General features: G+C 64.7%; 12 protein-coding genes and 1 pseudogene. 8 read left to right on the forward strand and 5 right to left on the reverse strand.

The features are described from left to right. The first annotated feature begins 19 nt into the window (after nucleotides 1-19). The 5 genes from L5014_RS12565 to L5014_RS12585 all read left to right on the forward strand — a co-directional run bounded on the left by L5014_RS12565 (nucleotide 20) and on the right by L5014_RS12585 (nucleotide 6,579). Nucleotides 20-769, forward strand: a complete 750-nt coding sequence (locus L5014_RS12565) for an electron transfer flavoprotein subunit beta/FixA family protein (protein ID WP_238464016.1) — start codon at nucleotides 20-22, stop codon at nucleotides 767-769. 31 nt (nucleotides 770-800) lie between these two features. Then, nucleotides 801-1,736 carry an electron transfer flavoprotein subunit alpha/FixB family protein gene (locus tag L5014_RS12570; protein ID WP_238464221.1) on the forward strand — a complete coding sequence of 312 codons (936 nt, stop codon included), beginning with the start codon at nucleotides 801-803 and terminating at the stop codon, nucleotides 1,734-1,736. 258 nt (nucleotides 1,737-1,994) lie between these two features. Continuing rightward, nucleotides 1,995-2,318 (forward strand): DUF485 domain-containing protein, encoded by a 324-nt coding sequence (locus L5014_RS12575; RefSeq protein WP_238464018.1) that lies wholly within the window; start codon nucleotides 1,995-1,997, stop codon nucleotides 2,316-2,318. Then, on the forward strand, nucleotides 2,315-4,006 hold the full coding sequence (locus L5014_RS12580; protein WP_420800059.1) for a cation acetate symporter: 1,692 nt from the start codon (nucleotides 2,315-2,317) through the stop codon (nucleotides 4,004-4,006). The genes L5014_RS12575 and L5014_RS12580 overlap by 4 nt, the downstream gene beginning before the upstream one ends. 176 nt (nucleotides 4,007-4,182) lie before the next feature. Continuing rightward, nucleotides 4,183-6,579, forward strand: a complete 2,397-nt coding sequence (locus L5014_RS12585; RefSeq protein ID WP_238464020.1) for a VTT domain-containing protein — start codon at nucleotides 4,183-4,185, stop codon at nucleotides 6,577-6,579. 59 nt (nucleotides 6,580-6,638) lie between these two features. Here L5014_RS12585 and L5014_RS12590 read toward each other — a convergent pair whose 3' ends face one another. Next, a complete protein-coding gene (locus tag L5014_RS12590) occupies nucleotides 6,639-6,914 on the reverse strand; it encodes a hypothetical protein (RefSeq protein WP_238464022.1) in 276 nt (91 codons plus the stop codon). Between the two features lie 160 nt (nucleotides 6,915-7,074). Between L5014_RS12590 and L5014_RS12595 the strand changes: the two genes are divergently transcribed. Beyond that, nucleotides 7,075-8,154, forward strand: a complete 1,080-nt coding sequence (locus L5014_RS12595; RefSeq protein ID WP_238464024.1) for a Dyp-type peroxidase — start codon at nucleotides 7,075-7,077, stop codon at nucleotides 8,152-8,154. Continuing rightward, nucleotides 8,147-8,947 (forward strand): family 1 encapsulin nanocompartment shell protein, encoded by an 801-nt coding sequence (locus L5014_RS12600; RefSeq protein ID WP_238464026.1) that lies wholly within the window; start codon nucleotides 8,147-8,149, stop codon nucleotides 8,945-8,947. The genes L5014_RS12595 and L5014_RS12600 overlap by 8 nt, the downstream gene beginning before the upstream one ends. 138 nt (nucleotides 8,948-9,085) lie before the next feature. Here the strand turns inward: L5014_RS12600 and L5014_RS12605 are convergent. Beyond that, nucleotides 9,086-9,364: pseudogene (locus L5014_RS12605) on the reverse strand (TonB-dependent siderophore receptor); the annotation flags it as partial. Between the two features lie 248 nt (nucleotides 9,365-9,612). On the opposite strand from L5014_RS12605, the gene ppnP reads away from it, so the two are divergent. Further along, nucleotides 9,613-9,933 (forward strand): pyrimidine/purine nucleoside phosphorylase, encoded by a 321-nt coding sequence (gene ppnP, locus L5014_RS12610; protein WP_238464027.1) that lies wholly within the window; start codon nucleotides 9,613-9,615, stop codon nucleotides 9,931-9,933. Between the two features lie 298 nt (nucleotides 9,934-10,231). Here the strand turns inward: ppnP and L5014_RS12615 are convergent, their stop codons facing one another. The 3 genes from L5014_RS12615 to L5014_RS12625 form a co-directional block, all read right to left on the reverse strand. Beyond that, complete coding sequence (locus L5014_RS12615; protein WP_238464029.1) at nucleotides 10,232-11,128, reverse strand: T6SS immunity protein Tli4 family protein; 897 nt, start codon at nucleotides 11,126-11,128, stop codon at nucleotides 10,232-10,234. Next, nucleotides 11,125-12,915 carry a GPI inositol-deacylase gene (locus L5014_RS12620; protein ID WP_238464031.1) on the reverse strand — a complete coding sequence of 597 codons (1,791 nt, stop codon included), beginning with the start codon at nucleotides 12,913-12,915 and terminating at the stop codon, nucleotides 11,125-11,127. The genes L5014_RS12615 and L5014_RS12620 overlap by 4 nt, the downstream gene beginning before the upstream one ends. Before the next feature lie 334 nt (nucleotides 12,916-13,249). Then, the gene (locus L5014_RS12625; protein WP_238464033.1) at nucleotides 13,250-14,434 is read right to left on the reverse strand and encodes an enoyl-CoA hydratase/isomerase family protein; all 1,185 of its coding nucleotides are present in this window, start codon (nucleotides 14,432-14,434) and stop codon (nucleotides 13,250-13,252) included. Nucleotides 14,435-14,436: the final 2 nt, after the last annotated feature.

Raw genomic sequence — 14,436 nt, forward strand, 5'->3', positions numbered from 1 at the left:
GTGGATCAGGAGGAGTGCTGTGAAAATTCTCGTACCCGTTAAGCGCGTGGTGGATTACAACGTCAAGGTTCGTGTGAAGTCCGATGGCACGGGCGTCGATATCGCCAACGTGAAGATGTCGATGAACCCGTTCGACGAAATCGCCGTGGAAGAAGCGGTTCGTCTGAAGGAAGCCGGCGTGGCGACGGAAGTCATCGCCGTGTCGTGCGGCGTCACGCAGGCGCAGGAAACGCTGCGCACGGCGCTGGCGATCGGCGCGGATCGCGCGATCCTGATCGAATCGAATGAAGACCTGCAACCGCTCGCCGTCGCGAAGCTTTTGAAAGCGCTCGTTGATAAAGAGCAGCCGCAACTGGTGATCCTCGGCAAGCAAGCCATCGACGACGATTCGAACCAGACCGGCCAGATGCTCGCCGCCTTGGCGAACCTGCCGCAAGCCACGTTCGCTTCGAAGATCACGGTTGCCGATGGCAAGGCCACGGTCGCGCGTGAAGTCGATGGCGGCGCCGAAACGCTGTCGCTCAAGCTGCCCGCAGTGGTCACGACGGACCTGCGCCTGAACGAGCCGCGCTACGTCACGCTGCCGAACATCATGAAGGCGAAAAAGAAGCCGCTGGAGACGCTCAAGCCCGAGAACCTCGGTGTGGACGTCGCGCCGCGCCTGAAGACCCTGAAGGTTGTCGAGCCGCCGAAGCGCTCGGCAGGCGTGAAGGTTGCAGACGTGAAGACGCTGGTCGAGAAGCTGAAGACGGAAGCCAAGGTGCTTTAAAGGTTAGGGGAGCGAGATAGCAATGACGAATCTGGTGAATCTGGTAATAGCCGAACACGACAACGCAACCATCAAGGCTGCGACGCTGAACACCGTGGCTGCTGCGCAGAAGATTGGCGGCGACGTGCACGTGCTGGTCGCGGGCCACAATGCTCAAGCGGCTGCCGATGCAGCGGCGAAGATTGCCGGCGTTGCAAAGGTGCTGCTGGCCGACGCGCCGCAACTCGAAGTGGGTCTCGCCGAAAACGTCGAAGCGACGGTCCTGAGCATCGCGAAGAACTACACGCACATCCTCGCGCCGGCGACGGCTGCGGGCAAGAACGTGACGCCGCGTATCGCTGCGAAGCTGGACGTCGCGCAGATCAGCGATATCACGGCAGTCGACTCGCCGGATACGTTCGAGCGTCCGATCTACGCGGGCAATGCGATTGCAACCGTGCAATCGCAAGACCCCATCAAGGTCATCACAGTCCGCACCACGGCATTCGATGCAGTTGCAGCCGAAGGCGGCAGCGCAGCGGTGGAGAAGCTCGACGCCGCAGCGGACAGTGGCCTCTCGCAGTTCGTCGGCCGGGAAGTCACGAAGCTCGACCGTCCGGAACTCACGAGCGCGAAGATTATCGTCTCGGGTGGTCGCGGTCTGGGCAGCGGTGAGAACTACACGAAGGTTCTCGAACCGCTCGCCGACAAGCTCAACGCGGCACTGGGCGCCTCGCGCGCGGCAGTGGATGCGGGCTATGTCCCCAACGATTACCAGGTCGGCCAGACCGGCAAGATCGTCGCGCCGCAGCTCTACATTGCAGTGGGCATCTCGGGCGCGATCCAGCACTTGGCCGGCATGAAGGACTCGAAGGTGATCGTGGCGATCAACAAGGACGAAGAGGCGCCGATCTTCAGCGTGGCCGATTACGGCCTCGTGGGCGATCTGTTCCAGGTCGTGCCGGAGTTGGCCAGCACCCTCACCTGACGAGACGCGGGCCGCAAGACACGCATCGAGCGGGCGCCCGTCGTGGCCGAAGCTCGATGCCTGAATTGCGGCCACGACAAGCGGACAAGCGGACAACCGCCCACCCGCCGCGCCGCCCACGAACGGCGCGGTCATCCACTAAAACGACAGCAAAGCCCGCCGGCAAGCGCATCAGGCAACCCTCGTGGGCGGCCCGGCCGCACTCGTCCGTCGCCATCGAACGACTCCGGCTGCTTTGCCTGAGATACAGGAGACACCATGACCACCCCCTCGATCGACACGATCAAGGCGCACCCCGAATACCGGCAGCTCATCGCCGTGCGCCGACGCTTCAGCTTCACGCTGACCGCGCTCATGATCGCCCTTTACTACGGCTTCATCCTGATCGTCGCGCTCGCGCCGCATCGGCTCGCGCATCCGCTCTACGCAGGCGCCACCACCAGCGTGGGCATTATCGTGGGCGTGGGCATCATCGCGGGCGCCATCTCGCTCACCGGTTTCTACGTGCTGCGCGCCAACCGCCGCTTCGATCCGGCCATGCGCGCGCTCATCGCAAAGCTCCATGGCGAGGTGCAAGCATGAAGCCCGTTCGCTTTCTCTGCGCACTCGCGCTCGCAGCCGCGAGCAGCTTCGCCCACGCCAATGTGCCTGGCGGCGCGGCCGCGCCCATGCCCGCGCCGCAGCACAACCCCGTCGCCATCGGCATGTTCCTGCTGTTCGTGCTCGTGACGCTCGCCATTACGCAGTGGGCCGCGCGCCGCACGCGCACCGCGCGCGACTTCTACACGGGCGGCGGCGGCATCACCGGCTTGCAGAACGGTCTCGCGATTGCGGGCGACTATATGTCGGCGGCCTCGTTCCTCGGGCTCTCGGGCATGGTGTTCATCTTCGGATTCGACGGCCTCATCTACTCGATCGGCTTTCTCGTCGGCTGGCCGTTCGTGATGTTCCTGATCGCCGAGCCGCTGCGCAATCTCGGCAAGTTCACGTTCGCCGACGTAATCGCGTACCGCTTCGCGCAAGGCCCCATCCGCTTGATGACTTCGGCCAATGCGCTGATGGTCGTGATCTTTTACCTGGTTGTGCAGATGGTGGGCGCCGGCAAGCTCATCGAATTGCTGTTCGGCCTGCCCTACTGGATTGCCGAGATCGTCGTGGGCGCACTGATGGTGATCTACGTGTTCTTCGGCGGCATGAAGGCCACCACGTGGGTGCAGCTCATCAAGGCGGGGCTGCTGCTGTGCGGCGCGACTTTCATGGCCGTGCTCGCGCTCGCGCATTTCGGCTTCAGCCCGAACGAGATGTTCCGCCAGGCTGTCAACGTGCACCCGGGCGCCCTCTCCATCATGGCCCCGGGCAAGCTGATCCGCGATCCGCTCAACGCGCTCTCGCTCGGCATCGCGCTGATGTTCGGCACGGCCGGTTTCCCGCACATCCTGATGCGCTTTTTCACGGTGCCCAACGCAAAGGAAGCACGCAAGTCGGTGTTCTACGCCACGGGCTTTATCGGCTACTTCTATCTGCTCACGTTCGTAATCGGCTTCTCGGCGATCGCGCTGCTCGCGCAACATCCGGAGTTCTTCCGCGTCGACGCCGCGGGCCACTTCAATCTCACGACCGACCTGCTCGGCGGCTCGAACATGGTGGCGGTGAAGCTCGCGCAGGCGGTGGGCGGCAATCTCTTCTACGGCTTCATCGCGGCGGTCACCTTCGCGACGATTCTTGCCGTGGTGGCTGGCCTCACGCTCTCGGGCGCCACCACCGTCTCGCACGATCTCTACGCAAGCTGGCTCGCACGCGGACGCAAGAACGAGCAGCGCGAGATGCGCATCTCGCGCGTCGCGACGCTCGTGCTCAGCGCGGTGGCGATCGGTCTCGGCATCCTGTTCGAGCACGCGAACGTGGCGTTTCTCGTGGGGCTCGTCGCGGCCGTGGCGGCGAGCGCCAACTTCCCGGTGCTCGTCATGTCGATCTTCTGGAGCGGCATGACCACGCGCGGCGCAGTGGCGGGCGGTGTGCTCGGGTTGGTTTCTTCCGTCATGCTCACGGTGTTCTCGAAGTCGGTCTGGGTGGACGTGCTGCATCATGCGCACGCGCCCGTGTTCCTCGACAATCCCGCGCTCGTCTCGGTGCCGCTCGCATTCTTCGGCATCTGGGCGGTCTCGCGGCTCGACACCAGCGCACGCGCACGCAAGGAGCGCGAGGCGTTCGCCGCGCAGGAGTTCTACGGGCAGACCGGGCTCCTGCCGATGGAGGCCGTGGAGCACTGAGGTGCGGCAACACGAATAGGCCGACACGAACACAAGGAAACGCGAAACAGAAAACGAACCCAAACACCCGCCACCACGCGCACAATTGCGCGCCCGGTTATATTGCGCATGGGACGCCGCAAGCGTCCCCCTTATTCAATTAACCGCTGCGACGCCTGCACCCAACCACCCTTTCGATGGAGCACGCCTACACCCACCTGCTGCACCTGCTCGCCGACTACCCAGGCTGGACACTCGCGTTCGTAGCATGCGCCGCATTCGTCGAGTCGCTCGCGCTCGTCGGCACGTTCTTCCCGGGCAGCACGGCCATGTTTATCGCCGGCGCCTTCGCGGGCACCGGCACGCTCAATCTGGGCTGGCTATTCGTCAGCGCCATCGTGGGCGCCGTGGGCGGCGACGCGCTGAGCTTCTGGATCGGCCGCCGCTATCGCGACTCGATCGCCCAGGTCTGGCCGTTCAGCCATCACCCGGGCATCCTCGAAAAAGCCCGGATCTACTTCGAAAAACAGGGCACGCGCAGCGTGATCCTCGCGCGCTTCATCGCGCCGCTGCGCGCCGTGGTGCCCGTGGTCGCGGGCATGGCGGGCATGTCGCCGATGCGCTTTTTCGTGATGAACGTGATCTCGGCGCTCGTCTGGGCGCCCGCGCATATCGTGCCAGGCGTGGTGTTCGGCGCGTCGCTGCAACTGGCGGGCGCCGTGTCGTTCCGGCTCGTGGTCGCGCTCGCGATCATCGTGTTCGCGGGCTGGCTGGTCTGGACCATCACGCACATGATGCTCGGCCACGTGGACGCCTGGGCCGGCGCCTCGCGCCGCGCCGCCGCGCGCTGGGCAGCGGGCCACCACGGTCCGGCGGCACGCCGGCTCGCGCGGGTGCTCGATCCGCAGCAGCCGGCGCTCGGCGCGCTGCTCGCCGTCACGGCGCTGGTGCCCGTGTGCGCGGCCGTGTTCTCCTACGTGCTCAGCAATCTGCTGCACGGCGCCCCGCTCGTACAGGTCGACCAGTCGGTGCGCCAGTTCCTCCATTCGATCCACACGACCTGGGCCGACAATGTCCTCGCCCACGTCGAAACGCTCGGCAGCAACTACACGCTCGCGGCGCTCGTGGCCACCGTCACGGCCTGGATGGCGCTCGAGCGGCGCTGGCGCACCATCGGCTACTGGGCGCTCGCCGCGGGCGTCTCGCAGGCGCTCATCGTCGTGCTGCGTGTCGCGATCCACTACGACATGGCCAGCGCGGCGCACGTGGGCGCTTATGTGTTCCCGAGCGACCGCGTGGCCTCGATGGTGATCGTCTACGGCTTCGCGATGTTCCTGCTCGTGCGGCGCGTGAACATGGCGCAGGCGGCCATCGTCGCGACGGTGGGCAATGCGATCGTGGTGGCGGTGACGTTCGCGGGGCTCTATTTCGAGCGCTTCCTGTTCTCCGATGCCATCGGCGGCGCGGCCTTCGCCTCGATCTGGGTAGCGGCGGTCGTGCTGCTCTCGCTATGGCGCTATCCGCAGCGGCCTGCCGCTCGCAACGTCATGCCTTCCATCGTGCTTGCCGTGCTCGCGCTGGCCTTCGTGCTGCAGCGCGGCGCAGCCGACCGCGAAGCGGCGCACGAATCGCACGCCGAAGTGCCGCCGGTGGCCATCGCGCAGCTCATGTGGACCGATTCGCTCTGGAGGACGTTCGCGTGCTACCGCATCGACATGAAGGGCGAGCGGCGCGAGCCGATGACGATCCAGTGGGCCGCCAGCGCCGCCGACCTGCGCGCGGCGTTGCACGACGCCGGCTGGAGCGAAGGCACGCAATTCTCGCTGAAGAGCGTGCTCTCGCTCGTCGCGCCCAATGTGGATGCGCTTTCGCTGCCGCTCCTGCCCAAGCTGAACAACGGCATGCCCTCGCCGCTCGTGTTCGAACGCGCGCATCTGCCCGACAACCCCGCGCGCCCCGGCAGCCGCCGCGACGTGCTGCGCTTCTGGCCGACAGGCTATGCGATCGAGCGGCCCGCGGGCGCGGCGGCCGGTGCGCCCACGGGCGCAAGCGCGGGCAAGGCAACGGGCACGAGCGAAACCGCCGGCGCGGGCGCGGCGACACGCGGGACGACAGGCATAACGGACACAACAGGAACGAGCACGCCGCCCCAGTCATCGGGTGACGCTGGGCTCACGCCCATCTGGGTAGGCTCGCTCACGCACGAGCGCTTGCTGCGCGCGTCCTGGCCGTTCAACGTGCTGGCCACCTATACCGACAACAGCGCGGACAACAGCACCGACAACAGCACGGACAACGGCGCGGACAACCGGGCAGACCACAGCGCAGAGAACGATAACGGCGGCGGCAGCAGCGGCAGCACCCGCAACAGTACCGGCAACGCTGACAATCGCGCTGACAATAGCGCCAGCAATAGCGCCGGCAATAGCGCCAACGCCAGCAATGGCGGACACGCCGGCCGCGCTCGCAGCGCCGGTGCCGGCATAGACCTCGCCGCGCCGGGCCGGCCCGCGGGCTGGCGCGCGATCACCAAGCCCAGCAGCGAGGGCTGCGACGGCCGCTCCGTGACGCTGATCGTTTCCGGCCGCCACTGAGCCCGCCAGGCCCGCTGAAACCGCGCGATACGCCGCCCCGCATCGGGGCTTGCGGGGCGCTAGCCGGCGTGGCTTTCGGCCCAGCTTCCCGTCGCGCGAAAGCGATCGATGCGCTCGCGTGCGTCGGAATAGGCCGCATCGAGCGCGGCGTCGGGGCCGATGTAGTTGCGCATCAGATCGTGGAAGCGGATGCTGCGCCCTTCCACATGCGCGTCCGCGCCATGGCGGCAGATGTAGCCGCTGTAATGAAAGAGCGGCTCGGGCGAACGCGGCCCGAACGCCGGAATCGGCAACACCCAGATCTCGAAACCTTCATGCTCGGTGTGATCCCACATGATGTGTCTCTCAGAGGCCGTGACGATGTCTATCCTCGCACGTCAAGCCACTTGCCTGCAAACCGCCCTTTTTCACGAGTTTGGCTAAACTATGCGGGCAGCGAATCCCGCCGAACCAAGCCGAACCCGGTCAAGCCCAGTCAAGCAATAAGCCCAAACCATGATGCCGCCCACCCCAACGCCCGATCCCCAGTCCGTCTCCACCTCCGTCACCCGCAGCGCGTTCTTCATCGTCGCGACTGTCAACGAGGACGCCACGAGCCGCGCCACCGTGCGCGCCTGGTGCGCCGACGTCGCCAACCTCGCGCGCGCGGTCGGCAAGCGCGTGCCGGGCGGCAACCTCTCCTGCGTGGTGGGCTTTTCGTCTGACGCATGGGATCGCCTGTTCGGCGACCCGCGCCCGGCCGAGCTGCATCCGTTCCGCGAATTCGGCTCGGGCGAGCGCGTGGCCCTGGCCACCCCCGGCGACCTGCTCCTGCACATCCGCGCCGACCAGACCGACCTGTGCTTCGAGCTGGCCACACAGTTGATGAACCGCCTCGAAGGCGCGGTCACGACCGTGGACGAAGTGCACGGCTTCCGCAATTTCGACATGCGCGCGATGATCGGCTTCGTCGACGGCACCGAGAACCCCACCGGCAACGAAGCCGAGCATTTCACGGTGATCGGCGCGGACGACGACCCCGAATTCGCGGGCGGCAGCTACGTGCTGGTGCAGAAGTACCTGCACGACATGAAAGGCTGGAACGCGCTTTCCGTGGAAGCGCAGGAGCGCGTCATCGGGCGCACCAAGCTGCAGGACATCGAGCTCGACGAAAGCGTGAAGCCGAGCTGCTCGCATAGCTCGCTCACCACGCTCACGGACGCCAACGGCGACGAAGTCAAGATCCTGCGCGACAACATGCCGTTCGGCCGGCCAGGCTCGGGCGAATTCGGCACCTACTTCATCGGCTATGCGCGTTCGCCCGCACCCATCGAGCAGATGCTGGAAAACATGTTCGTCGGCAAGCCGCCCGGCAACTACGACCGGCTGCTCGATTTCAGCCGCGCCGTCACGGGCAGTCTCTTCTTCGTGCCGTCGCAGCCGCTGCTCGAGGCGCTCGCCGAGCGCGAGCCGGGCGCGGCCGGCACCGTGGACGCGAGCCTCGATGCCCAACCCGAACCCGAGCCCGCCGCCGCGCCAGGCGCGGACGGCTCGCTCGCCATTGGATCACTCAAAGGAGCACCCCGGTATGAATAATCTGCATCGCGAGCTGGCGCCCATTTCCACAGATGCGTGGTCGCAAATCGAAGAAGAAGTCGCGCGCACCTTCAAGCGCTCACTCGCGGGCCGCCGCGTGGTCGACGTGAAGGGTCCCGGCGGCGTGAATCTCGCCGCCGTCGGCACCGGTCACCAGAGCGGTATCGCCGCGCCGCTGGAAGGCATCCGCGCGCGCCAGCGCGAAGTGAAGGCGCTGGTCGAACTGCGCGTGCCGTTCGAGCTGTCGCGCGAGGCCATCGACGACGTCGAGCGCGGCGCGGAAGACTCCGACTGGCAGCCGGCCAAGGACGCGGCCACGCGCCTCGCGTTCGCCGAAGACCGCGCGATTTTCGATGGCTACAAGGCCGCGCAGATCACGGGCATTCGCGAAGGCACGTCGAACCCGCTGCTGCAAATGCCCGCCGACGTGGCCGATTACCCCGCCGTGATCGCCAAGGCGCTCGAGCAACTGCGTCTGCAAGGCGTGGACGGCCCCTATGCGGTGCTGCTCGGTTCCGACGCCTATACGGCGGTAAGCGAGGCGAGCGACTCGGGTTACCCGATCCTCGAGCATATCCGCCGCCTCGTGAAAGGCGAGATCATCTGGGCGCCGGCGCTCGAAGGCGGCAGCATTCTCACGACGCGTGGCGGCGACTTCGCGCTTCACCTGGGGCAGGATGTCTCTATCGGCTATTCGTCGCATGACGAGAACACCGTGCGCCTCTATCTGCAAGAGAGCTTCACGTTCATGATGCTCACGTCCGAGGCTTCGGTTACGGTCGCAGGGGAGTAAGCGCGGCGCGCGCATGATACGCATGCCATCAAAGCGCGCATAACCCGCAATCCACTTGCGCGTGGTCGACGTGACCGACGCATAAGTCTCGCTCGACACCGTTGCGCCCGCGCCCACCGTGAGTTTGGGCAGCACGTCATAGCTCAGCGTGACCGTGGTGGGCGTGTTCAGGCCGAACGCGATCGATGGCGCAACGCCCCAACGCTTGCTGTAGATATCGGTGCGGCCCGGCTGGTCGGCGTCGTGGCCCATCGCGTTCAGGCGGATCGCCGTGGTGTCGTTGAGCTTCTGGTTCCAGTCGACGGTCGCGCGGCGGTAGCTGTCCGTGCCCAGACCTACGCTACCGTTGATGAAGTTGTCGTTTTGCGGCGTCTTCGTGGTGATGTCGATGCTGCCGCCCACCGAGCCGCGTCCCGGCATCCCGGACGGCGCCGACATGACCTTCACGGCGGGCAGCGTGGCATCGGCCGTTGCTGCGGCAATGCCGGCACTCGCGGACGCGCCTGGGCCGGCATGGGCGCCTGTGTCGCCGGCATTGGCGGGATTGGCCGGATTCGCCGCGTGCGTCCAGTGCCGGTATGATGTCGGTCCCGCTGCGGAGTGCGCAGAACCGCGCCCGCCTCGCGCCAACACATCCATTCACGACGACTCAGAGGAAGACAGCCATGACGGCCGCAACACAATTCGACCAGGTTTCCGTAGTCCGCAAGGCCAACGTCTATTTCGACGGCAAGTGCGTCTCGCACACGGTGCTGTTCGCCGACGGCACGCGCAAGACGCTCGGCGTGATCCTGCCGGGCCAGTTGAACTTCGGCACCGACGCGCCCGAACTGATGGAAGTGCAAGGCGGCAAGTGCCGCATCCGCCTCGACGGCAGCGACGAGTGGAAGACCTACAGCGCAGGCGAATCGTTCTCGGTGCCGGGCAAGAGCCGCTTTGATATCGATGTTGTCGAGACGCTCGATTACTGCTGTAGCTATCTGTAAAGTGCGCCTACGCGCTAGCGGCTGCAAGTCCACGCCGCCTTGCCTCGTGCATGGCGGGCGTTGATGAGATGGCCACTCGCACCCTCCGCACGATACAGTGTGCGGTATCGCAGGGCGATGGAAAGCAGATGTGTCTGTCTCGACTGTATCCGCAGACAGGAGCGAAAAGTCAGCGGCCGAGCCATGGCGGCCTGATGCCGTTCGCGCAAAGCCAGGTGCGATGCTCTTTTTTCCGCAGGTGACGGGAACACTTCGTCACATAGGTAGCGTATGGGGTCGATCTCCTCCGCGACCGTGCTCATACAGCCCCCGGCCGCAGACGGATCGAGTTCACGACGGTGTCCCACAACTCGAGCGCCTCATCGTCGCTTGAAAAGGACTCCCGGTTCGTCGCATAGGCACTTTCACCGACCCGAAGCGAAACATTCAGGTTGGGCTCGGCCAGCGAATAGTCCTTGCCCGGCGCCTCCCATTTGAAGCCGTAGCCGCGCTTGCCGTTCTGGTTCCCCGCGACGAGAATTTCGTCGGCCTCAATGGGCCCCACCGGACGGGCGTGATTGCGCAACTGCGTCAGTCCCGCCGCCATGCCGAGCATGCTTGCGAGGATGCCCCCGGCACGTTTGCGCAGCCCCTCATCCGTTGCCCCCACAAAGCCGCTGACCTCGAATGTCACATCGGGCTTGGCCGCAAGCTGGATGAGCAGACGCCAGCTTTCATAGTTGGGAAGGTCGTCCGCGAGAATAGTGTCGCTTACTACAAAGCCGATTCCTTCGGGAATCTGGCCGACTTCAATCTCGCGCCATTTCTCGCTGCATCGCTTGAGAAATGCAATGGCCTTGTCTTTGTTTTCTACTGGAATCGCATCTTTTTTGTACATTAGAATGCGACTTCCTGCCCTGAAAAACGTATCTGTCGAGTAAATAGTCTCCGCCTCACTCAGTCGCCACGAAAAGAGCGCCGTCGAGCCATTGGGCAACGACACCCGTTCGGCGAAAGTAGGCTTTCCCGATTTCCGAATGCGCGCTTTCAGCTCTGCCTCACGCTGGGCTACGAGCCGGTCAAATTGCGTGTCATCGCCTGGTGCGAGTAGCTCCAGACGGTCTCTGCTGTATTTCCAGCTCTCAATGAGTTGTGCACTCGCCGGAACATCGACGAGATGGCGTCCAATCGCGTGAGTTTTCCAGTCGGGGTTCATGCGGAATCCTTTTTATGCCATTGCGCCTGCTGCGCGATCTTGACGATTGCATACATCGTGGCGTACAGCGACCGCTGGTATTTGTCGCCGTAACTTCCCTGATGGTCATACCCGAAATGCTCGTTGCACTGCCCGGGATTGCCCTGACCGTGCACAAAACAACCGGCAATGCCGGCCTTGCCTGGTGCCGCACCCGAGTAGCACGGAACGGTACCGTCCCCCGGGCAATCGGGGGCGCTTAGCGTCAATTTGACACCGGAAGTCGTGATCAGCGTACCCTTGCCATCGTCACGGGACAGTGCAATCCGTGATGGGGCAACACTGTCAATTCCTGTGCCTTCCCATGCGATTTCCCCCCATGTGAACAGGTGGTCGGCTTCCATCAGGCTTGTGCCGAACAGCCCGTCGCGCTCCTTTGCCGGCTGAGTCCGGTTGCCCTGTGCGCCATAGTGAGCGTAGGTTGGACTCTTGTATTTCATTTCGATAGACTCGTGAAACTTCCTGACGTCATCGATCATTTCGGCTAATTGGGCACGCAAGCCACTACCGTCCGAATTGAAATCCGCTGCCGCCTTGTTCCCCGGATCCATCAACCCCAGGTTGCCATCCGGCACCAGGCCATACCACGCAGGCGAAAGGTAGATCTCGTTATAGGGATCACCTCCCATTGGCAATGCCAGAATCTCAACTCCCGGCCGGTCCGTACGCCTGGTTTTCTCCCGCACCTTCAGCCACGGCTGGCCATCGTTGTAGTCCGCAGTCGGGAGTAGTTCCAGTCCGCCCGGCGCCTGCGACAGGATCGCCACAACGTCCGCTGCGTGGCGCCCAAGAATGAGCTTCGCCGCCCCCTCGAATCCTGCCCGCATGCGCTTGTACGTAGCCGGTGCACCGGTGGCCGGTTGCACGCCGTGCGAAACCCCCATCACGCTGTCGCACTGGTGTATCTCGGTGAGTGCCCGGCTCACCAGGCCACCCATCGAATGCGTCACGACAATCACCTTCTCTGCCAGCGGCCGGTTAGGCTTTCTGCGCCGGATGGTGCACTGGGTACCGCCTTCGCCATTCGGTGCATCGACGATCACTTCCCGGCCCTCGTTGTAGTACGGCAGGATAGTGTTTTCGATCAGGTCGCGGATCGCCGCCCCAGAATCGCGGTTGCTCTGCAGCCAGTTGTATCCCCCTGCCCAGACATCGAATTGATAATTGGCAGCATGAAGGATTTCCTCCCTCGTAAGCGGCTCGCCGCCGGCGGCGCCCCATTCCGTGGGGGCCTCATGCCCATGCTTTTCGGCCCACCCCTTCAGGTCGGCTTCGCAACGCTTGAAATCGAACTGGGCAAGCGCGTTGAGCTGATGCTGCAGCTGCGCCATGAACGGATGATAGGACGAGCGCATCAGCGCTCCCCAGCCACGCGCGACCAGCACGTTTTTCGGCAGGCCGCTTTCGCCTGCATCGATGGGGCCACTCGGGTCGACCTCCGCATCGCTGGTCGCGAGATCGCCAACGCGCTCCTGCGTATTCTTGAACGCATAGCTGAACAACTGGGCAATCATGTCCACCGCACCACGCGCATCGGCATTCGGCGGCTGCCAGACAGCTTGCTTGCCATCTTTCTTGCGTAAATTCGTGCCCATGATGCCCGGCAGAAAAAGCACGGGAATGATGTACGGCTTCGAAAGAACAATTTTTTCGCGCGTATCGTCTGTTGGCGTTAGCGTAGCCGTCGCATATTGATTGCCGTCGCTGTCGACGACACTGTAAAGCAGGACAGGGGAGGCATCATTCATGGCTATCGTTCGAGGGAAGTCGCAGAAGGGTTGAGGGCCGTGATGCGTGACAGCCTGCTCTGCGTTGTAACCCTGGCGAGATTTCACCTCAATAGCGGACAGCCAGAAGAGTCAGGAGCGCTTGATGGGAATCAATGGGGATGGTGGAATTTCGGCTGCTAATCCTAAGGGCCTGCCGGTGGTTTCGCCTGCGCCACTGGCTCACGCTGGTCGGGCTGCAGCCTGTCCGGGAGATCGCGGCGCGCATGGCGCCGGGATTGAAGTGATCGGATGTGATGTGACGCGGCGCGCAGTCGATCCACGCGCACCGCTGAAGTTCAGCGCATGAATCGCATCAAGCGCCCAGATCCGCCAGCGGATGCGTGTCCGCGCGCCACGGCGAGCACAGGAAATGCTGCACGCGCGCCTCGCGCAGTTCGGAGAGCGTCGCGGGCGCCCAGCGCGGCTTGCGGTCCTTGTCGACGAGATGCGCGCGCACGCCTTCGCAGAAGTCGCCCTCTTCGATTGCGCGCGCAACGATCCCGAGTTCCATGCGAAAGTTTTCCGCCAGCGTCATCTGGCGGCCGCGCAGCAGCGCCTCGCGCGTAACTTCCAGCATGGTCGGCGAGTAATGCGTGAGCGCTTCTAGCGTGGCCGCGAGCCACGCGCGCACGTTCTCCGGTTGCGCGTGTTCAAGATCAGCGCGCAACGAAGCAACGATCTGCTCGACGCGCGCACGGCGACCGAAATACCGCGCGATCAGCGGCGCATGCGCGGCCAGTGCGCTTGCGCTTGCCTGCGTGCCTGGTGCATCGCCCGACGCATCGCCCGCTACATCGCGCGGTACATCAAACACTCGGCGCAGCGCTTCGGGCACGTCGCCGTCGAAGCTGGCCTGCGCGAGACGCGCCTCGTAACCGTCGAGCCATTCGCCCGGCACGCAGACATCCGCGAGATTGCAGTGGAGCGCATCGGCGCCCGTGAGCAGCACGCCGGTCAGCCCCACATAGAGTTCGGTTTCCACCGGCATCTTCGCGAGGAAATGCGTCGCGCCCACGTCGGGCAGCATGCCAATGCGCGTTTCAGGCATCGCGATCTTCGTGCGCGTTGTGGCCACGCGCAGCGCCGCGGCCTGACCAAGGCCCATGCCGCCGCCCATCGTCACGCCGTCGAGCAGCGCGACGAGCGGCTTGTCGAACGTATGCAGCGCAAAGTCGAGCCGATATTCGTCGACGAAGAACTGCTGCCAGCCGTTTTCACCGAGCCGCTCGCCCGCGCGCGCGAGGCTGTCGATCGCGCGCACGTCGCCGCCGGCGCAAAAGCCCTTCGGTCCCGCGCCTTCGAGCACGAGCGCGACGATATGATCGTCGCGGCGCACGCGTTCGAGCAGCACGGCAATCTCGCGCACCATCGCATGCGAGAGCGCGTTGAGCGCGGCGGGACGGTTCAGCGTGACAATCGCAACGCGATTGACCACGCGAAACAGCACGTCCGGTCCGGCTTCCGGGACGGCCTGTGCGGAAGCGGGTGTTGCATTCATTG

The sequence above is a fragment of the Paraburkholderia tagetis genome (genome assembly GCF_022213065.1).
Lineage (GTDB): Bacteria > Pseudomonadota > Gammaproteobacteria > Burkholderiales > Burkholderiaceae > Paraburkholderia > Paraburkholderia tagetis.